At 66.7% G+C, this 19135-nt stretch carries 27 protein-coding genes; all 27 read left to right on the forward strand.

What is annotated here, in order from left to right; translation table 11 throughout:
• Positions 1–20 precede the first annotated feature (20 nt).
• The 27 genes from ACWPWT_RS06085 (at position 21) to ACWPWT_RS06215 (ending at position 19025) form a co-directional block, all read left to right on the forward strand.
• Positions 21–350 carry a hypothetical protein gene (locus ACWPWT_RS06085; protein WP_454278945.1) on the forward strand — a complete coding sequence of 110 codons (330 nt, stop codon included), beginning with the start codon at positions 21–23 and terminating at the stop codon, positions 348–350.
• Between the two features lie 65 nt (positions 351–415).
• A complete protein-coding gene (locus tag ACWPWT_RS06090) occupies positions 416–1003 on the forward strand; it encodes a glycoside hydrolase family 108 protein (protein ID WP_454278946.1) in 588 nt (195 codons plus the stop codon).
• A complete protein-coding gene (locus tag ACWPWT_RS06095) occupies positions 1000–1287 on the forward strand; it encodes a hypothetical protein (protein ID WP_454278947.1) in 288 nt (95 codons plus the stop codon). Before ACWPWT_RS06090 ends, ACWPWT_RS06095 begins: the two co-directional genes overlap by 4 nt.
• A 7-nt stretch (positions 1288–1294) precedes the next feature.
• A complete protein-coding gene (locus ACWPWT_RS06100) occupies positions 1295–1666 on the forward strand; it encodes a hypothetical protein (protein ID WP_454278948.1) in 372 nt (123 codons plus the stop codon).
• Positions 1663–1884 carry a hypothetical protein gene (locus ACWPWT_RS06105; protein WP_454278949.1) on the forward strand — a complete coding sequence of 74 codons (222 nt, stop codon included), beginning with the start codon at positions 1663–1665 and terminating at the stop codon, positions 1882–1884. Before ACWPWT_RS06100 ends, ACWPWT_RS06105 begins: the two co-directional genes overlap by 4 nt.
• Entirely contained in the window at positions 1881–2228 is a 348-nt protein-coding gene (locus ACWPWT_RS06110; RefSeq protein ID WP_454278950.1) for a hypothetical protein, read from the forward strand. The genes ACWPWT_RS06105 and ACWPWT_RS06110 overlap by 4 nt, the downstream gene beginning before the upstream one ends.
• Positions 2225–2530, forward strand: a complete 306-nt coding sequence (locus tag ACWPWT_RS06115; protein WP_454278951.1) for a VpaChn25_0724 family phage protein — start codon at positions 2225–2227, stop codon at positions 2528–2530. Before ACWPWT_RS06110 ends, ACWPWT_RS06115 begins: the two co-directional genes overlap by 4 nt.
• A 3-nt stretch (positions 2531–2533) precedes the next feature.
• On the forward strand, positions 2534–2818 hold the full coding sequence (locus ACWPWT_RS06120) for a hypothetical protein (protein WP_454278952.1): 285 nt from the start codon (positions 2534–2536) through the stop codon (positions 2816–2818).
• A complete protein-coding gene (locus ACWPWT_RS06125) occupies positions 2815–2988 on the forward strand; it encodes a conjugal transfer protein TraR (protein WP_454278953.1) in 174 nt (57 codons plus the stop codon). The genes ACWPWT_RS06120 and ACWPWT_RS06125 overlap by 4 nt, the downstream gene beginning before the upstream one ends.
• Positions 2985–3158, forward strand: a complete 174-nt coding sequence (locus ACWPWT_RS06130; protein ID WP_454278954.1) for a hypothetical protein — start codon at positions 2985–2987, stop codon at positions 3156–3158. Before ACWPWT_RS06125 ends, ACWPWT_RS06130 begins: the two co-directional genes overlap by 4 nt.
• A complete protein-coding gene (locus ACWPWT_RS06135; RefSeq protein WP_454278955.1) occupies positions 3155–3730 on the forward strand; it encodes a phage protein Gp27 family protein in 576 nt (191 codons plus the stop codon). The genes ACWPWT_RS06130 and ACWPWT_RS06135 overlap by 4 nt, the downstream gene beginning before the upstream one ends.
• On the forward strand, positions 3727–5367 hold the full coding sequence (locus ACWPWT_RS06140) for a hypothetical protein (RefSeq protein ID WP_454278956.1): 1641 nt from the start codon (positions 3727–3729) through the stop codon (positions 5365–5367). Before ACWPWT_RS06135 ends, ACWPWT_RS06140 begins: the two co-directional genes overlap by 4 nt.
• A 105-nt stretch (positions 5368–5472) precedes the next feature.
• Positions 5473–7029 (forward strand): DUF935 domain-containing protein, encoded by a 1557-nt coding sequence (locus tag ACWPWT_RS06145; protein WP_454278957.1) that lies wholly within the window; start codon positions 5473–5475, stop codon positions 7027–7029.
• The gene (locus ACWPWT_RS06150) at positions 7022–8281 is read left to right on the forward strand and encodes a PBECR3 domain-containing polyvalent protein (RefSeq protein ID WP_454278958.1); all 1260 of its coding nucleotides are present in this window, start codon (positions 7022–7024) and stop codon (positions 8279–8281) included. The genes ACWPWT_RS06145 and ACWPWT_RS06150 overlap by 8 nt, the downstream gene beginning before the upstream one ends.
• Before the next feature lie 82 nt (positions 8282–8363).
• A complete protein-coding gene (locus ACWPWT_RS06155; RefSeq protein ID WP_454278959.1) occupies positions 8364–8855 on the forward strand; it encodes a phage virion morphogenesis protein in 492 nt (163 codons plus the stop codon).
• A gap of 122 nt (positions 8856–8977) precedes the next feature.
• Positions 8978–10033 carry a phage protease gene (locus ACWPWT_RS06160; RefSeq protein ID WP_454278960.1) on the forward strand — a complete coding sequence of 352 codons (1056 nt, stop codon included), beginning with the start codon at positions 8978–8980 and terminating at the stop codon, positions 10031–10033.
• A complete protein-coding gene (locus tag ACWPWT_RS06165) occupies positions 10033–10437 on the forward strand; it encodes a hypothetical protein (protein WP_454278961.1) in 405 nt (134 codons plus the stop codon). The genes ACWPWT_RS06160 and ACWPWT_RS06165 overlap by 1 nt, the downstream gene beginning before the upstream one ends.
• Positions 10438–10451: 14 nt before the next feature.
• Positions 10452–11345: a Mu-like prophage major head subunit gpT family protein gene (locus tag ACWPWT_RS06170; protein ID WP_454278962.1), complete on the forward strand. Its 894-nt coding sequence runs from the start codon at positions 10452–10454 to the stop codon at positions 11343–11345.
• Positions 11333–12046 carry a hypothetical protein gene (locus ACWPWT_RS06175; protein WP_454278963.1) on the forward strand — a complete coding sequence of 238 codons (714 nt, stop codon included), beginning with the start codon at positions 11333–11335 and terminating at the stop codon, positions 12044–12046. Before ACWPWT_RS06170 ends, ACWPWT_RS06175 begins: the two co-directional genes overlap by 13 nt.
• Positions 12046–12318, forward strand: a complete 273-nt coding sequence (locus tag ACWPWT_RS06180) for a hypothetical protein (RefSeq protein ID WP_454278964.1) — start codon at positions 12046–12048, stop codon at positions 12316–12318. Before ACWPWT_RS06175 ends, ACWPWT_RS06180 begins: the two co-directional genes overlap by 1 nt.
• On the forward strand, positions 12315–12737 hold the full coding sequence (locus ACWPWT_RS06185) for a gp436 family protein (RefSeq protein WP_454278965.1): 423 nt from the start codon (positions 12315–12317) through the stop codon (positions 12735–12737). The genes ACWPWT_RS06180 and ACWPWT_RS06185 overlap by 4 nt, the downstream gene beginning before the upstream one ends.
• Complete coding sequence (locus ACWPWT_RS06190) at positions 12737–13186, forward strand: phage tail terminator protein (protein WP_454278966.1); 450 nt, start codon at positions 12737–12739, stop codon at positions 13184–13186. Before ACWPWT_RS06185 ends, ACWPWT_RS06190 begins: the two co-directional genes overlap by 1 nt.
• The gene (locus ACWPWT_RS06195; protein ID WP_454278967.1) at positions 13183–13392 is read left to right on the forward strand and encodes a hypothetical protein; all 210 of its coding nucleotides are present in this window, start codon (positions 13183–13185) and stop codon (positions 13390–13392) included. Before ACWPWT_RS06190 ends, ACWPWT_RS06195 begins: the two co-directional genes overlap by 4 nt.
• Position 13393: 1 nt before the next feature.
• Entirely contained in the window at positions 13394–14332 is a 939-nt protein-coding gene (locus tag ACWPWT_RS06200; RefSeq protein WP_454278968.1) for a phage tail tube protein, read from the forward strand.
• Positions 14333–14346: 14 nt separating this feature from the next.
• The gene (locus ACWPWT_RS06205) at positions 14347–14673 is read left to right on the forward strand and encodes a hypothetical protein (RefSeq protein ID WP_454278969.1); all 327 of its coding nucleotides are present in this window, start codon (positions 14347–14349) and stop codon (positions 14671–14673) included.
• Positions 14674–14696: 23 nt separating this feature from the next.
• Positions 14697–15026 (forward strand): DUF1799 domain-containing protein, encoded by a 330-nt coding sequence (locus ACWPWT_RS06210; RefSeq protein WP_454278970.1) that lies wholly within the window; start codon positions 14697–14699, stop codon positions 15024–15026.
• 12 nt (positions 15027–15038) lie between these two features.
• The gene (locus ACWPWT_RS06215; RefSeq protein WP_454278971.1) at positions 15039–19025 is read left to right on the forward strand and encodes a TIGR02594 family protein; all 3987 of its coding nucleotides are present in this window, start codon (positions 15039–15041) and stop codon (positions 19023–19025) included.
• The last annotated feature ends 110 nt before the right edge of the window (positions 19026–19135 follow it).

Here is a 19135-nt window from a genome sequence, read left to right on the forward strand (position 1 = left end):
CGCGCCATGCCCCCGACCTGGTGGAGCTGATCGGCGAGGCGGCGTTCGTCCGCCTCGCCGAAGCCTTCGGCGGCACGCGCCTGTATATCCCGACCAAGCTGGACCCCGATCATGAGATCGTCCAGGCGGTCGGCAAGGACGCCGCGATCCTGCTGGTCGAGCGCCTGGCTCCCGACGTGATCAAGGTTCCGCTTGCGCGCGAAATCCGCGCGAAGCACTATCGCGCCCGTGGCTGGAGCAACGCGCGCGTTGCCAGGGCCCTGCAAATTACAGAGGGCGGCGTCGAAAAGCTCTTCCGTCGCGTCCCCGACGATGCCAAGAGCAGCCCCCAGCTGGATATGTTCCGCTAAACTAACCATGATGCCTTCTCGGGAAGGCATGGGTCGTGCCCGCATCAGCGGGCATGGCTTCCCCCATGGGGACGATTCTCAACACCACCGACTCCGTTCTGGCGATGATCGACGATTTGATCGGTCGCGAGGGCGGGTATAGCAACCACCCCGCCGACAAGGGTGGTGCAACGCGCTGGGGCGTGACCGAACAGGTTGCCCGCGCCTATGGCTATACCGGCGACATGCGCGCCTATCCGCGCGGCAACGCCATCGACACTTATCGGAATGCCTATTGGCTCGATCCCGGCATCGCCAAGGTTGCGACGCGCTACCCGGCGGTCGGCGTCGAGTTGTTCGACATCGCCGTCAATCAAGGCGTGTCGGTCGCGTGCACCTTCCTCCAGCGCTGCCTCAACGTCTTCAACCAGAACGGCGCGCATTATGCCGACCTGACCGTGGACGCCCGGCTGGGGCCGGTTACGCTGCTGGCGCTCGATGCGTTCCGTCAGCGGCGCGGCGAGGAAGGCGGCGAACGGCTGCTGGTTGCGATCCGCTCGCTGAAGGGCGCGCGCTATATCGAGATCAGCGAAGCGCGCCCCGCCAACGAGGCGTTCACCTATGGCTGGTTCGGCCGCATGGTCGAGATGGCCAAGAAGGTGATCGCGCGATGACCTTCTGGGAATTCCTCCATCGCCTGGGTCCCGGCTACCCCAGCGCCCGCGGCTGGTACGCGGTGGGTCTGTTCACCCTGACCCTCGTGATCCTGGGCATGATCGCGGCGTTCCCCGAGCTGCGGCGCGACGAGTTCTTCAAGTCGATTTCGACCGCGATCGTCGTCACCGGCTATATCGGCTTTGCCGTGGGCCTGCGCGATCCGGCGAAGGATCGCGAGCAGATGGGCGCGCTGCTGTCGGGGCTCAACGCCGCTGTCGATCGCATTCCCCCGAGAGGATAGCACGCCGATGCATACGCTGTTTCCCATCATCATCTGCGCGCTGACGCTGCTGGCCGGTTGCGCGCCCATGCCCGCTCTGCACGCGGTACCTGGTCCCGCCCTTGTAGCCGACCGGACCGTCCTGGACGAACGCGCCGCGATCGCGATCGAGGCGTCCTGGCGTGTCGCCGGACGCGCGATCGAGCGCGCGGTGGACCGTGGTGACCTGGTCGGCGAGCGGGCGGCGCGGGCCGAGCGCCTGGACGCGGCGGCCGGTATGTGGGTCGCGCGGGCGCGCGCTGCCTATGACACGTTCAATGCCGCCTCGATGGCGGACGCGATCGCCCGTGCCAAGCCGCTGATCGCCGAGATGCGCAGCCTGGTCGGGGTGCGGCCATGAAGGTCGATATCGACGAACTGTTCGCGGCCATGGAGCGCGCGACCGACGCCTTCGAGATCGTCCAGGACTTAGGGGAAGCGATCGCCGAGACGCTCGCGGCCGGCGGCCAGTCGGAATTGCTCGACCGGCTGGTGGCGATGCGCGCGCAGAACGATGCGGACCGCGCGCGTCGCCGGGAAAAGCTCGCCCAGGCGGCCGGGCTTCAGGGGGAACAATGAACATCACTATCGTGTGGCAGCTGGTCGCGATCGCGTCCGCGCTACTGGGCATCGCCAACCTCATCTGGATGTGGCTCGCCCAGATGCGCCAGCCGAGTGAAAAGGCGATCGAAGAGCTTTTGAAGCGGTGCCAGTCCCTGGACACTGAAGGTGAAGCGGTGGCGCGCCGAGTGGCGCTGATCGAGTCCGAGATGCGCCACGTGCCGACCAAGGATGACCTTCACGACGTAAAGAACAGCATCACCGCCATGATCGGGCAGATGCGGGTCGTGGAGACCGAGGTGGCGGCCGCGACGCGGACGATGCGGCGGATCGAGGATCACATGCGGGAGGAAAAGGCGTGAGCGGGGTGAGCTATGAGGACCGGGTCAAGGCCGATGCGCGGCTGATCATCCTCAAGGAATTGTGCCAGCAGTCGGACGGTCGATTGAACGAGGTATCGATCCAGCACGTTCTGGACGCCTTCGCCATTTCGCGCACCCGCGAATGGATCAGGACCCAGCTGACCCGCATGGCCGAACTGGAGGTGATCCGGGTGACCGAGATCGGCACGGTCATGGTGGCGCAGTTGCGCCAGGCGGGGCGGCATCATGTCGAACGTCGGGCGTTCGTCGACGGGATCGCCCACCCGTCCGAGGTCGATTGAGCCGTGGCACGCCAGGCACGCCGCCCTCGCTGGCGGACCATCCGGCCCGATCCCGCCCAGATCGGGCCGATCTTGCGAGAGCTGGGCTTTGTCGGGGCAGCGGCGGACCCGTGCCGGGTGTCGGCCAGCCATGACGACACCGGACGTTGGCGGCGTATTCATGCGCACTATCCGGACGGCTGGTCGTGCGTGGTCAACCTGCGCGCCGATGGCTCCTACAGCATGAGCCAGTCGCTCCGCATGCAGGTGCGCGGTGGACGCAAGCCCGATCAGCAGGTGGCATCGTGAGTGATCCGGCGGACCTCGCAGGCGAGATCATGGAGCGCGCCATGACGCGCCCGATCGCCACCAGGCCGATGCCGGAGGGTGTCGAGGGCGAATGTGACGATTGCGGCCGCTATTCCAAGCGGCTGGTGGGCGGCCGGTGCGCACCGTGCCGCGACGGGAGGACGCTGTGAGAAGCCATGGCAATCTGACGGATGATGAAGGCGCGGTCGTGCTTGGCAAGTTTCTTCAACGCATGGTCGATCAGCTTGATCTTGTCCCCTCCAACGCCGTCGCCAAGGCGAACTTCGCAATCGACGGCGTCATATATTCCGTCCGGCTCAACAAGGTGAAAGTCGAATGACCGTCATCCAGCGCCAGGGGCGTGGGCGCCTGTCGTCGATCGATCAGCTTCCCGAGGATGCCGAGCCCGATATCGTCTGGGCGCTCGAAGAGCTGCGCAAGCGGGAGATGCCCGCCAACGCGATCCTGGACGAGTTCAACGGTCGCCTTGCCGATCGCGGCATCGCCAAGATATCGAAGTCGGCCTTCAGCCGCTGGTCGATCCGCAAGGCGATCCAGCTGCGCCGGCTGGACGAGGTCCGCGCGATCACCACGGACGTGGTCAGCGGCCTGGGCGCGGACGGTGCCGACGACGTGACGGTGACGATCGCCGAGATGCTGAAGGTTGCGATCTACGAATCGCTGGAAGGCACGCTCGACCCCAAAGGGATCATGGCGTTGAGCCGCGCGCTCAATTCGGCGGTCGCCGCGCAGAAGACATCGGCCGAGCATCGCCGCAAGCTGGAGGAGAAGGTCACGGCGCAGGTCGAGCAGGCCGCCGATCGCGCGGCCGACGCCGGTCGCCAGGCCGGGCTAAGCGCCGACCGGGTGGCGCAGCTGCGCAATGACGTTTTGGGAGTGCGCGCAAAGTGACCCGTGAGCCACTTGCTCCGATCATGCCGCGCGATCCGGATCAGTTGCCAGCCGTCCTGCCCAACGGCTCGGACCTGTTGCCCGAGGGTGATCCGCTAGCGGACGGCATCCTGATGCGTCACCAGGCCGAATGGCTGGAAGACAAGTCGGACCTGAAGCTGGCGGAAAAGGGACGCCGGACCGGTGTCACCTATGCCGAGGCGCTGGACGATACCCTGATCGCCGCATCGTCGCGCGATGCCGGCGGCGACAACGTCTTCTACATCGGCGACACCAAGGACAAGGGCCGGGAGTTCATCGGCTATGTCGCCCACTTCGCGCGACAGATCGGCGAGCAACTCGGTCATATCGAGGAGTTCCTGTTCGAGGATCAGCGCGAGGACGGCAGCTCGGCGCAGATATCGGCGTACCGGGTCCGCTTCGCGTCGGGCTTCCGGGTCGAGGCCCTGTCGAGCCGCCCGGAGAACATTCGTGGTCTGCAGGGTATCGTCGTCATCGACGAGGCGGCGTTCCACAAGGACGTGCGCGCCGTCCTGGACGCGGTCAACGCGCTGCTGATCTGGGGCGGCAAGATCAGGATCATCTCGACGCACAACGGCGTCCTCAATCCGTTCAACGAGCTGATCCGCGAAGCCAAGGCGGGCAAGGTCCCCTACAGCCTGCACTTCATCCCCTTCAGCAAGGCGGTCGAGAACGGACTGTACAAGCGGGTATGCCTGCTGCGCGGCAAGGAATGGAGCCAGGAAGCCCAGGACGAGTGGGAAGCCAAGATACGCGGCGCGTATGGCGTTCGCACCGCGCAGATGCGCCAGGAGCTGGACGCGATCCCGGCCGACGCCGAAGGCGCGGCGCTGTCCAGCGTCGCGATCGAGGCCTGCGCGGTCCAGGGCGTGCCCGTCGTGCGCTGGACACTGCCCGACGAAGTGAAGTCCGCGCCCCCGGCGACCCGCCTGAAGGTCGTCGAGCAATTCTGCGAACAGACGCTCAAGCCCGTCCTCGACGCGCTCGATGTCGATCGGCGGCATGACCTGGGCTGGGACTTCGCGCGATCGGGCGACGGCTCGGCGTGTGTCATCACCGAATTGGGCCGTGACCTCATCCGTCGCCAGCGCGCGGTGATCGAGCTGCGCAACGTGCCGTTCGAGATGCAGCGCGATATCGCGTTCTACATCGGCGATCGCCTGCCCCGGTTCGGGCACGGCGCGTTCGACGCCACCGGCAACGGCGCGTACCTAGGTGAGGTCTGTCGCCAGCGCTGGGGCGAGCGGATCAGCGAGATCAAGCTGTCGGTCGAATGGTACCGGATAAACGGCGCGCCTTATGTCGAGGCGTTCGGCGATCGCACCATCCTGATCGCGGCCGACAAGGACGTGACGCGCGATCACCAGGCGCTCTCCTATGTCGGCGGGGTCATCAAGGTGCCCGACGATATGCGGTACAAGGGCGAGGACGGCCAGACGAGGCACGGCGACGTGGCGATCGCAGGGATGCTGGGGTGGTATGCCTCGCGCCAGAACGCGGCGGAATATGACTACACGCCGGTCGGCCGCACCGCCGATGGTTTCGGGCTCGATGGCGGCTTGGATCGGCCATGGTGGCGACCGCCGGCGGGTGCGCGCCTACGGTCCGGATTTTAACGGCCCGACAAGCCCCGTGGAGGCCTTGGGAGCCATGGTGATGCCCCGGACGGGCCAAACAGGCCTCTTAGACCCTCTTAAAACCTCTTATCCGTGGATTTGTACATGAGCGTCATACTCGATCATCGCGGGATGCCGATGCGCCGGGAGGTGCTGACGCGTGAGATCGCCGCGCCGACCCTGACCGGGGTTCGCTCGCCGATCGCGGGCTACCCGGCCGATGGCATGAATCCGATCCGCCTGGCCAACGTGTTGCGCGCGGCCGACCAGGGCGATCCGCTGGCCTATTTCGAGCTGGCCGAACAGATCGAGGAACGCGACCTACACTATCTGGGCGTGCTGGGCACCCGCAAGCGCAAGGTCGCCCAGATCGAGGTGACGGTGGAGGCCGCCAGCGATGCGGCCGAAGACGTGGCGATGGCCGACATGGTGCGGGAATGGATCGCTCGCGACGAACTGGCGGACGAGACCTTCGATATCCTGGACGCGATCGGCAAGGGTATCAGCTTCACCGAAATCGTGTGGGACATCAGCGAGGGCCAGTATCGTCCGGCGCGCCTCGAATGGTGCGACCCCCGGTTCTTCACCTTCGACCGCGACGGCCGCACGCCGCTGTTGCGCGGTGGCGAGGGCGGCAACGGCGTGGACGAGCCGCTGCCGCCGTTCAAGTTCATCTACCACAAGGTGAAGGCCAAGTCGGGGTTGCCGGTCCGGTCGGGGATCGCGCGTGCGGTAACTTGGGCATGGATGTTCAAGGCGTTCACCCAGCGCGACTGGGCGATCTTCGTCCAGACCTATGGCCAGCCTGTCCGCCTGGGCCGCTACAACAGCAGCGCCAGCGCCGACGACCGGGCCACACTATGGCGCGCGGTCGCCAACATCGCCGGCGACTGCGCCGCGATCGTGCCCGAAGGGATGAACATCGAGTTCATCGAGTCCAAGAATGTCGGGGCCGGTGCCGACCTGTTCGAAAACCGGGCGGACTGGCTCGATCGCCAGGTGTCGAAGGCGGTGACGGGCCAGACCGGCACCACGGACGGCAAGCAAGGCGGCCTGGGCGATGGCGGCAACAAGGTCCACGGCGAGATCGCCGAGGACATCAAGAATTCCGACAGCCGCTCGCTTGCCGCCACCTTCAACCGCGACATCGTGCGGCCCTGGGTCGATCTGGAGCGCGGCCCCCAGAAAGCCTATCCGCGCGCCGTCATCCAGGAGCGCAAGCCCGAGGATCTGTCGCAGATGTCCGAGGCTCTGGAACGCCTGGTGCCGCTGGGTTTGCGCGTCGAACAGTCGGCCGTGCGCGACAAGATGGGTTTCGCCGATCCGCCCGCCGGGGCCGAGGTGCTGATGCCGCCCGCGCAGACGCCGAGCGCTCCGGAGCGCATCACCGCCCCGTCGCTGCAATCGCGCCAGATGCCCGCCGCCACCCCGGCGAGCCTCACGACCGACCGACTGGCGGCCGAGACGGAAGACGACATGCGCGATATGCTCGCGACGCTGTCGCTGATGATGGAGCGCGCCTCCAGCATGGGCGAACTGCGCGAGATGGTCCTGTCGGCTTATCCCGCGCTGGACGCCGAAGGGCTGATCGATAAGCTGTCGGGTGGCCTGCTGGCGGTGCGGGCAGCGGGGATGAGCGATGCCAGACAAAAAAGTGCCTGATCAACCCAGTGTCGTGGAGGGCGTGCTGCGCCGTCCGTTTGCCGAACAGGTCGCCTATTTTCGGGGCAAGCTCGGCGATCTTGTGCCGACCCAGCGCTGGGACGATCTGGAGCGCGAGGCGCACGATACCGCCTTCATGGTGGCGGGTGCGCAAAAGGCGGACCTGCTGGCCGACCTGGCGGCCGCCGTCGATCGCGCGATCACCGAAGGCAAGAGCCTGGACGCGTTCCGCAAAGACTTCGATGCAGCCGTCGAGCGCCACGACTGGCACGGCTGGACGGGCGAAGACACCAAGGCCGGGCGCGCCTGGCGTGTGCGTACGATCTACAAGACCAACGCGGCGGTCAGCTATGCAGCGGGTCGTCTGGCGCAATTGAAGGACGGCAATTACAAATATTGGGTCTACTTCCACGGCGGGTCGGAGGACCCTCGGCCCGAGCATCTGGCATGGAACGGGATCGCGCTGCCGCCGGATCACCCGTTTTGGGAGACGCATTATCCGCCGTCCGACTGGGGGTGCAGCTGCTACGTCATCGGTGCGCGGACGGCCGCCGGCATTCGTCGCCTGGGCGGCGATCCGGACAAAAAGCTCCCCGACAACTGGAACACGATCGACCCGCGCACCGGCGCGCCCATCGGCATCGGCAAGGGATGGGACTATGCACCGGGAGCGAGTGTCACCGATACGGTCCAGGCGTTCGCGGGCAAGGTGCGCCAATGGGACTATCAGGTGGCCAAGGCCTTCATGGGGGAGCTTCCCCAGGCAAGCCGCGACGCACTGGCCGCCGCCTATCGTCGTCTCCCATCGGTTGCCGACGATGCCCGGCGCTATGCCAGGCGTGTCCTGGGCCAAGGCGGCGACGCCGTCATCCAGCCGGTGTGGACGCTGGGCGGCGTCACCAGCGACCAGGTACGCGCGATCGAGGACGCTCTGCCGGGGCTCGATGCCAAGTTGGGGGCCATGGATTTCTCGATCGCGCGGTCGGATATCCTCCACGTCCAGAACGCACACGGCGATACAGCAACCGAGGCGGCGCGCGGCCAGATCGCGGTAACGCTCGACGACTATCGGTATCTGCCCGACATCGTCAGTGCGCCCGATACGGTCGAGGAGGCCGGCACGTCCGATGCCGGCGAACCGCTGGTCCGCTTCATCAAGGCGATCGACGGGAGGGTGTATCTGGCGGTGTTCGCGATCCGGCGCGGTCGCAAGACGCTGGGCCTGAAGACGTTCTACATTCGCAAAGGGTAGGCGCGCCCCGCAGCTGAACGTCCCGAACGGCTCCGGGTTATGGGCCCGGCGACCGCGATGCGCGCGAGAACAGGAGATACGCATGATCCGCATCATGTTCAATATCGAGGAGTTGACCCAGCGGCTGGGCCTTGCCGCGACAAAGCTCGGCGACATGACACCGGTGTATAAGGACATCGGCGACTACATGACTCGCCAGACCAAGGCCCGGTTTGTCAGTGGGACTGCACCTGACGGGACGAAATGGCGGCCGAAGACGCCGGCTACGATCGCCAACTACAAGGCCAAGCGACACGGCAATAAGACCCGCCCGCTTATTGGACCTACGGGTCGTCTGGGGAAGGAAATCAACCAGGTGGTCACTCGTGATCAGGTCGAGATCGGCTCGGCGCTGGAATATTCGGCTGTGATGCAGGGCGGTGCGAAGAAGGGTGCGTTCGGGAATACCAGGACGAACCTTCCCATTCCGTTCGGCGATATCCCGGCGCGGGTCTTCATCGGCATCTCCGACACCGAAGAGCGATCGATCCTCGACCTCGTGGACGAACACCTGGCCGAGGCGATCGGCGAATAGCCCCTTGCCGATCCGCGTCCCCATCGCTTAGGTGAGAGGACGCCGAGGCGCTTGTCAGACACCTCTCATGCCCGCCTTCGCGGGCATGTTTTTGCCCTCTCCCCATCCGCATAACGCCGGTCATGACGGGGACGGCCATCGCGCTCTGCGCGGCACTCAACATCGACGCGACCGAAGGCAAGGTGCCCGAATGGGTGCATCTGCTGCCCGCCGGTCCCGTACGCACCGCCGATGGTCGCGGTCCCTACCGTGTCAACGACATCCCCTCGATTGTCTCCGCCTCGATGGCGGGCGGCAAGCTGGTCCTGGACGAATGCCATGCGACCGATCTTGCCGCCCCGCGCGGTGAGTCCGCACCGGCGCGCGGCTGGATCGTCGAGCTTCAGGCACGCGCGGACGGCGTATGGGGCAAGGTCGACTGGACGCCCGAGGGGCGGTCCCTAGTTCTTGGCTATCGCGGCATCTCGCCCGCCATCGTGCACCGCAAGGACGGCACCGTCCTGGCGATCGCGCGCGCCAGCCTGACCAACACCCCCAATTTCCAGGGACTCACGTCCCTTCACAGTGAGGAAAAGAGCATGGATTTTCGTGCCTGGCTGATCGAGGCCCTGGGTCTCGCAGCCGACGCCACCGATGATGCGATCACGGCGGCGATCAAGGACAAGTTGAACGCCAAGCCTGACGACGCGGCGGTGAAGACCGCGCTCCAGTCGGCGCTGGGCCCGATCGCCCAGGCGGCCGGCCTGGCGGCGACCGCCGACGCGGCCGCCGTGCTGGCGGGCGTCCAGCAGCTGCGTTCGGGCGGTGATGATCGCATCACCGCGCTTCAGTCGGAGCTGACGACCGTCACCACGCTCCTCAACAGCACGGTCGAGGCCGCGTCGCGCAAAGCGGCCGAGACGTTCGTGGACGGCGCGATCGCGGCGGGCCGGGTCGGCGTCAAGCCGCTGCGTGACGAGTACATCTCCATGCACATGGAAGATGCTGCACGGGCGCAGAAGATGGTCGGCGCACTCCCGATCCTGAAGGCCGGCACCACCATCACCGGCGAGCCGGCCGCCACCGCCAAGGACGGGATCGGCGACGCCGATGCCGCCGTCATCGCCCTGATGGGCATCGATCGCGCGGAGTACGCCAAGGAATTGGCGGCAAGCTCCGGTAGCAAGGAGAGCTTCTGATGGTTGCGCTGACCGCAGACCGCAACACGCCCCGGCGTGAGAATCCCGATGTCGAAGGTCACCCCGTCAAGGGCGGTGCCAACATCTTCGCCGGCGCGCTGGTGATGCTCGATGCCGCCGGCTGGGCCGTGCCGGGTGCCGCTGTCGCAGGACTGACCGTCGCCGGCCGGGCCGATGCACCCGCTAGGGCCGTGGTCAACGGCGATGCCATCGTCACCACCCGGCGCGGCGTCTTCCGCTTCGCCAACAGCGCTGGCGGCGATGCCATCACGCGGGCCGATATCGGCAAGTCGGCCTACGCCGTCGATGACCAGACGCTGGCCAAGACCGACAACGCCGGCACGCGCAGTGCGGCCGGGATCATTCGCGACGTGGACGCCCAGGGCGTCTGGGTCCGCATTTAAGGGCACCGAGAACCATGATCATCAATGGCGCCAACCTGGCCGCGCTGCGCACCGGCTTCAGCACCCTGTTCAAGAAGGGGCTGGGGCAGACGTCGTCGCAGTACAAGAAGTTCGCCACCGTGGTCCCCGCGACCACCAAGGAGCAGAAGTACGGCTGGCTCGGCAAAATCCCGAGCGTGCGCGAGTGGATCGGCGCGCGCGTCGTCCAGAACCTCAGCCAGTCGGACTATGCGATCAAGGAAAAGAAGTGGGAGCTGACCATCGGTGTCGATCGCGACGACATCGAGACCGACAATATTGGCGTCTACTCGCCGATGTTCGAGGAAATGGGCCAGTCCACCGGGGCGAAGTGGGATGAACTGGTCTTCTCGATGTACAAGCTCGGCTTCGAGCTGCTGTGCTACGACGGGCAGTTCTTTTTCGACACCGACCATCCCGTGCTGGCCGCCGATGGCACGGTCCTGTCGATCGCCAACACCGATGGCGGTAACGGCCCGGCCTGGTTCCTGATCGACAACAGCCGCACGATCAAGCCGGTGATCCTCCAGCAGCGCAAGGACTTCAAGTTCGTCTCGAAGGATGCCGAGACCGACGACAACGTCTTCGGGCTCAACGAGTATCTGTACGGTGCCGATGCCCGCGCGAACGCCGGCTACGGCTTCTGGCAGTTCGCCTGGGGTTCGCGTCAGCCGCTGACGCCCGACAACTATGAGAAGGCGCGTGTCGCCCTCATGGAGATGAAGGGCGACTATGGCCGCCCGCTCGGCATCCGCCCGGACACGCTTCTGGTGCCGCCGCGCCTGGAACGCGCCGCCAACAAGATCCTGAAGAACGAGAAGGGTCCGAACGGCGAGGACAACGAGTTCCAGGGCACTGCAACCGTGGAGGTGATCCCGTGGCTGGCGTAAACGATACCCCGCGCGGCATTCGCCGCCCCCGCCCCGAGGCGGCCGTGGCCCGTGACACGGTCGCTGCAATCCCGGCGACCGCCACCGCGCCCCTGGGCGACACGCCGCCGCCCAGCGACGTTCTGCCAGTGGCGACGGGAGGCACGACGATCGCGACCGAGGCCGCGGCGCTCCCGGACCCTACGATCGTCGCGGAGCCGGGCACGCCGCAGCCCGTCGTGACCGCCTCGCCGCCGATCGCGGCCGAGGCGACCGTGCTGGACGTGCTGAAGGGCGCGGAAGCCGGAGTATCGGTGCTGGAGCCGGGCGCGGTCGAGCAGGAGAAGCCAGCGGTCGCGGCGCAGCCGATGATCGCGATCGACGCCGGCGCTGACGAAGCGCAGCGCCAGTCGCTCCTCGACAGCGCGGCCGCCGCTACCCTCTCTGGTGCCACGCCACCTGCGGCACCGCCCGCCGCCGCCATCGATCGCGACCCGGCGTTCCCCAGTGCCAAGGTCACGGTCGTGACCGTCGTCGGCCCTGTCCAAGGCCGCCGCCGGGCGGGCTTCGCCTTCGGGCCGGAGCCGCGCCACTTCCTCTCGACCCAGCTGACGCCCGAACAGGCTGAAGCGATCGAGGGCGATCCGATGCTGGCGGTCGGCGTGCGCGAGCTCAACGAGGAATCGGACGAGGTCCGCGCGATCCGCTGGGGCATGCTCTGATGCGGATGATCCGCAACCTGGGGCTGGCGGGCGCGATGATGATGGGGGTGGTGATGAGCCTCCCCGCATCGTCCGCGATCCATCACGCGATCGCCCCCGACACGAGCAGCCGGGCGGCGCGCAGCATCCGTCGCGCCAGGCGCGCGCTGGCCAGCACGCCCGCGCGTTACCGTCGCAGCCGCAACGCGCCCCACCGGCGTAGCATGCGCGCCAACCGGCTGTACGTGTCGAGGCGTACGCGTCGGCGTCACCGGCGGGCGCGCGCGGCATGACCTATGCCACGCTCGACATGCTCAAGGGGGCTTTTGGCGAGGCCAACCTGATCAGCGCCACCGATCGTTCGGGCTTCGGTTCGATCGATATGGCGGCGGTCGAGCGGGCCCTGGCGGGCGCGGATGCGACGATCGATGCGGCACTGGCGGTTCGCTACCGACTGCCGCTGGCGGTGGTGCCGACCATCGTCAGCGAGATCGCCGTGTCGATCGCGCTCTATAAGCTGCACGTCTTTGCGCCGGACCAGAAAGTGAAGGACGATCACGACCAGGCGCTGAAGGACCTGGACCGGATCGCCAGCGGCGCGCGCAAGCTCGATGTCGCCGGCATCGAGCCGCAGGGCTCGGGCTCGGGCGGCGTGATCGCCACCGATCGGGTGCGGCCGCTGACGCCCGAGACCATGCGGGGCTTTATCTGATGGCGTCCGCCCCGGAGCCGCTTAGCCCGCTGGTCGCGCCGCTGAAGACGATCGCGGCCTTGCAGGGCCGCATCTACGGTGCGGCCAAGCTGGAGGAGATGGCGCGGACCGGTGGCCTCGCCCAGGTGACGCCTGCCGCCTACACGTTGGGGCTCGGCGTCATGGGCGGTGAGCCGGACGCGGCGAGCGGGCTCTACCGCCAGTCCGTCGTCTGGCTGGAAGGGGTCGTGCTGGTCGTGCGCTCCGCCGGCGACGCGACCGGGGCCGCCGGCCTTCAGCAGCTTCGCCCCCTGATCCACGCGACGATCGAGGCGATCGCCGGGCTCGACCCGCCCGACAGCCCAGGCGTCTGGCGGCTGGTGAAGGGTGAGCTGTTTTCCCTCCAGGCCGGGTGCCTGACCTACCAACTCGATTTTGCGATCGATGACCAATTGAGGATTGCGCGATGAAGAAAGACCCCGCTGACCAGCCGCAGGACACCTCGCCCGAGGCCAGCACCGTCACCCCGGCCGGCGAGGATGCGGCTGTCCAGGCGACGCCGGCCGATGCTGTCGACGAGCCCGCCGCCCCCGCGTTCGATCCCGCCATCGAGTGGCCCGCCACCGGCGGCACCTATGTCCGCCAGGCGGACGGCACCCTGACCAAGGAAGGCTGATATGCCCGGTCCGATCTATTGGAAGTCCAAGACCATCCTCGTGAAGCCCGAAGGGGCTTATGCCGTGGACCCGAACCCGACCGGGGCGCTCAACGCGGTGCTGCTGACCGACGTGCAGTTCCAGCCGATGGAAGGCGAGGATGTCAGCCGCAATCTGGAGCAGCCCTATATGGGCGGTCAGGAGCAGGTGCCGGTCGGCCTTCGCGGTATCCTGACGGGATCGTTCGAGCTTCAGGGCTCGGGAACCCCTGGCAAGGCCCCCGCCTGGGGTCCGCTGCTGCGGTCGTGCGGTGTCGCCCAGATCGTCACCGCCGACACCTCGGTCGAATATGTGCCGATCAGCGAGGGCCATGAGAGCTTTGCAGCCTACTTCCACCTGGGGCCGTCGCGCCATGTCTTGCTGGGCTCGCGCAGCACAGGCGTGATCACCATGAATGCGCAGGGCATCCCGGTGTGTCGCATGACCATGACCGGGCTGTTCACGATGCCGTCCGACACGGTGCGGCCAAATCCGACGCTGACCGACTGGCAGCGTCCCGATGTCGTGACCAAGGCCAACACGCCTGTGTTCACGATCGGGGGCAAGACGTTCAAGCTGCGCAGCTACGAACTGAACCTGGGCGTCGATGTGCAGCCGCGCATGCTGGCGAACGACGAGTCCATCCTGATCGTCGATCGCGCGGAATCGCTGACCACGACGGTCGAGGCGGTGCCCTATGCCGAGTTCAACCCGTACGACGTGGCGAACAAGGGCCTGCGCCAGGAGATCGTGATCCAGCACGGCAAGACGGCGGGCAAGATCGTCACGATCACCACGCCCACCTCGACGCTGCGCCGGCCCTCGGGCGTCCAGAACCAGCAGGGCGTCGTGGAATGGCCGCTCGCCTTCAATCCGTTGCCGAACGCCGGCAACGACCAGTTCAAGATCAAGCTGACCTGAAGGGGGCCACGACAATGTTCAAGATGATCCAGAACCCGGAATTCGATGCCACGATCAAGGGCGCGATGCCCGGCGACGAGGCGGACGAATTCACCTTCAAGGCCCGCTTCGTCGCGATGAGCAGCGAGGAGCGCAAGGCGTTCGACATGGCGACGGTGGATGGAACGACAGCATTCCTGCAAAAGGTCTTCATCGGCTTCAGCGAGGTGACCGACGCCGCCGACAAGCCGGTGCCCTATAGCGAACAGTCGCGTGATTGGCTGATCCAGCAGGACTGGACGCGCGGGCCGCTGCTGCGCACCTACTTCACCGCGATCGTCGGGGCCGCGTTGGGAAACTGAAGGCGGCGGCGCGCTACTGGGCAATGGGTGGCGCGCCCGACCTGGAGGAAGCGGCGCGCGACGCCGACGAATGGGGTCTGTCAGACATGGCCGCCGAACTGGCGGCCGAGGAGCCCGAGGACTTCGGCATATGGCCCGAGAACATGGGCGTCGCCGATGCCTGGCTGGTGGTCTGCACCCAGTGGAACACCACCGCGCTGCCGACCGGCCAAGTCCTCTACCACGGCCTGCGCTACACCGATGTGCAGGCCGGGCTTAGCGGCGCGGCGATCGACCTGTCGCCCGAGGACTGGTCGAAACTACGATTGATGGAACGGGTCGCCGCAGCGATCCAAAATGGGCGACGAGGCTGACCTGACGTGACGATGAAAACCAGCATTGTCATCGGCGGTGACAGCAAGGGCGCGGTCCAGGCCGTCGAGGAACTGAAGGGCGGCGTTGACGAGGCGGGCAACGCCGCTCGCGCCGCGTCCGCACCGATCCAGCAACTCGACGCTGCCCAGCGCCAGGCAGCGACTAGCGCGCGCGGCGTCGCCCAGGCGGCTGGCAGTGCGGCATCGGCGGTGGGCGCTTCGACCGGCTCGACGCGCGCCGCGACCACCGCTGCCCAGGCGCAGGCCACCGCCCAGGACGAGCTGAGCCGCCAGCTGCGCGATCAGCAGGAAGAGATCACCCGGCTTATCACCGCCAATGAGGCGGCCGCGCAGTCTATGGCGCAGATGGGCGAGCGGATCGGTACGCTGGAAGAGCGGCTGGCCGGCTCGAAGAAGGGCCATGTCGAGGCGGCGAACGGCGCGGCCGCGCACAAGGCCGCGATGCAGAACCTGTCGTTCCAGATTCAGGACGTGGGTGCGCAGCTGTCCACCGTGTCCGGGCCTGAAGGCCTGATGCGCATCTTCGCGCAGCAGGGCGGTCAGATCTTCTCGGCGTTGGGCGCGATGTCGCAGGCCGGTGGCGGCGCTGCGGCCAGCCTGGGCGAAGTCGGCAAGGCCAGCGAGGATGCGGGCAAGGATGCCGCCGACCTCGGGCAGTCGGTGGTCGATGTCGCCGACAAGGTCGAAAACACCGGCACCAAGTTCGGCGCGGTCGCGGGCTTCCTGGCGGGGCCATGGGGTGCCGGGATCCTGGTGGCGGTATCGGTGCTGACGCCGCTGGTCGGCAAGCTGTTCGAGGCGGACGATGCCGCCGAGAAGGCCGCCAAGGGCGGGATGGAACTGGTCGATGCGCTCGACAAGCAGAAATACGCCACCGACGCCGCGCGTGAGGCGATCAAGGCCTATAACGAGCAGCAGGAAAAGTCGCGCAAGCAGCAGCAGCTGACGACCCAGGCGACGATCGATCAGGCGGCGGCCAACATTAAAGAGGCCGAATCCAAGCGTCAGGCAACGGCAGCGAAGATCGCCGATCGTCTCGCCGACAGTCGTGATCCCAATCGTGCCATTAGCGGTTCCGCCCCTGGCGTCGGCACGACGTTCCTCAACAACCTCGATCTCGCTGGCCTTCAGGCCGATGCAAAGGCGCAGGACAAGGCGCTTGAGGATTTACGCCAGTTGCGGCGCAATCTGATCGGTGACTTCGCCAGCGCCGAGGCCAAGGCGGCGGCTGATCCGCTTGCCAAGATCAATCGTCAATATGACCTGATCGCCCAAACCGCTCGTGCCGCCGCCGCCGGGAACGACAAGCTGACGGATAGTCTTCAGTCAACGCTGAAGCTCAACGAGCAAAAGCGTCAGCGCGATTTGGAAGAGGAGCGGGAACGGCAGCGGGAGGCGAACCGCAAACCCGAGAAGGTCTCGCTCGGCGACCAGATCCAGCGCGAACAGTCGGCCAATCTGCTGGCCTACGCGCAGCGCTATACCGGGCGCAGTGAGAACAATGCCGGTGACCGCAACGTCCTGAACGACCTGTTCAAGCAGGCCAATGTCGCGATCGATCCCAAGATCACGGCGTGGTGCGCGGCGTTCGTCAACAGCGTGCTGGCGGCCAACGGCTTGCAGGGCACGGTGACCGCCAAGGGCGCGGCCGACTTGTCGGCGCGGTCGTTCCTCAATTACGGCCAGTCCACCGACGATCCCAACAAGGGCGACATCGTCGTTTCCCGGCGCGGCAGGAACGAAGCGCAGGGCCATGTCGGCTTCTACCAGGGCACGGACGCCAAGGGGAACATCCTGGTCCTGGGCGGCAACACCAGCGACAAGGTCGGCACCTCGGCGATCGCGCGCAAGGACGTGCTGGGCTTCCGCCGTGCGCCCACGGCGGCCGAGGCGTACAAGGATGCCGAAAAGAGCGCGCAGGATGCGCTGAAGGAGTTCCAGAAGGACCTGGAACAGGTCACCGCCCAGTATCTACCCGCGACCGCCGAGGCGAAGAAGTACGCCGACGAACTGGCGCGGATCGACAAGCTGGCCAAGTCCTACGATCCCAAGAAGGCCGATAGTGGTTTGTCGGCCGAAGATGCCGAGGCGGCGCGAAAGGCGCTGGCGACCTCGCATGAAAAGCGGCTGAAGGAGATCAACACCACGCCCGAGCAGAAGGCCGCCGAGGACGCCAAGAAGGCGATTGACGGCGTCATCTCATCGCTCGGCGAGGAACTGACCGCCCGCAAGGCGCTCGATCCGGTCACCAAGGCGATGGCCAAGCACCAGGACGAATTGAACAAGCTGTCCGGGGAAGCGCGGGTCAAGAAGGAAGCCGAGCTGCGCGCCGGCTATGCCCAGGTCGAGGCGTATAAGGAGATCGAGGAGGCGACGCGAGCGGCCGCGCAGGCCCAGCGTCAGTTCCAGGACCTGGCGCTGGACGCCTTCGACGCAATCGTCGTCGGGGGCGAGAAGGCCGGTGACGTGATCGACCGCCTAGCGCAGACCATCGCGTCGGCCGCGATCGAGGCGACCGTGTTCGGCACCGGGCCGCTGGCGGCGCTGCTGAAGGCCCCCGGCGCTGGCGGCAAGGGCACGACCGCGCCCGCCGCGTCCGGTGTCACCGGCGTTGCCGGCCAGCTGGTCGCCGACCAGATCGGCAAGACGACGGGCAAGTCTGTCGGTGACCGGCTCGACAAGCTGTTCGGTGACAAGACGAGCAAGGCCCAGCTGCTGCAAAACGCGGGCTATGGCTATACCGCTGCCAGCGTCACCGGCGGCAACGGTATCGGTGGTGCACTGGGCGGTGCGCTCGGCGGCAAGGCGGTCAGTGCCTTGCTGGGCAACCTGGGCGGCTTTGCCGGGCCGATCGGCTCGGTCGTCGGCGGTATCCTGGGCGGGATCGTCGGCAACCTGTTCAACAAGCCGAAATCGGGCAGCGCGGTCATCACCTCGGTAGATACCGGCGCGACACTGGGGGGCAACAAGGAGATCACCGCCGCGCTGTCGGGCAGCGCCAAGTCGATCCAGTCGGGCATCCAGAAGATCGCCGACCAGCTGGGCGGCGGGGTGGGCGCGTTCAACGTCTCGATCGGCAAGCGCGAGGATTACTACCGCGTCGATGGCAACGGATCGACGCGGGTATCGGACAAGCATCCGGGCTCGGGGCTTCTGTACAACGGCAAGGATGAGGCGGAGGCCATCACCATCGCGATCGCCAATGCGATTGCGGACGGCGCGGTGACGGGGCTGTCGCCAAGGGTGCAGCGTGCCATCCAATCGACGCCGGACATCGACAAGGCGTTGGCCGAGGCGGTGAAGGTCCAGGACCTCGAACTGACGATGGGCGGCATCACCGCCCAGATCGACAAGGCGTTTGCCGACTTCGAGCGCCAGGCCAAGGACCGTGTCCGGATCGCGCAGACCTACGGCTTCGACGTGGTGGCGATCGAGAAGAAGAACGCCGAGGACCGGGCCAAGCTGGCCGAGCAGTTGACCAAGCAACAGGTCGGCAGCCTGCAAAAGCTGATCGAGGAAATGACGACCGGGTCGCTGGCCGAAGGTACGGCGATGGACAAGATCGCGGCGGTCAACACCTCGATCGCGAAGGCCAAGGCCGACCTAGACGCGGGCGTCGAGGGGGCGGGCGACACGCTCGCCTCGCTCTACCAGCAGCGCCTGGCGCTTTCCAAGGAGGCCTACGGCACCACCTCGGGCTATGCCGCCGATCGCGCCGCCACGCTCGATGAGGCGCGGACTGCGATCGCCAAGGCCAATGCGCGGATCGTGGCGGCGTCGGGCGACACCACGAGCGACCCGGCGCTCAAGACCACCAACGCCGCGATCGCCGCGACCAATTCGGCGCTTGACGAAAACAACGACCAGAATGCCCGCATGATCGCGGCACTGGAGCGAAGCAACGAGTTGCTGGCGTCGCTGGCCAGCGGCAGCGGCGGCCCTTATTATGGCAACCTGAAGCAGCTGGCCGTCGTCTAATACTGGCGCTGTTACGCGCGATCGGCTAAGCCGTCTCCCGGCGGCCACTTCGCCAACGACCTCATGCCCGCCTAGGCGGGCATATTTTTTGATCGGGCACTGGGGCACTC

It is taken from the genome of Sphingomonas sp. Marseille-Q8236, assembly GCF_965112005.1.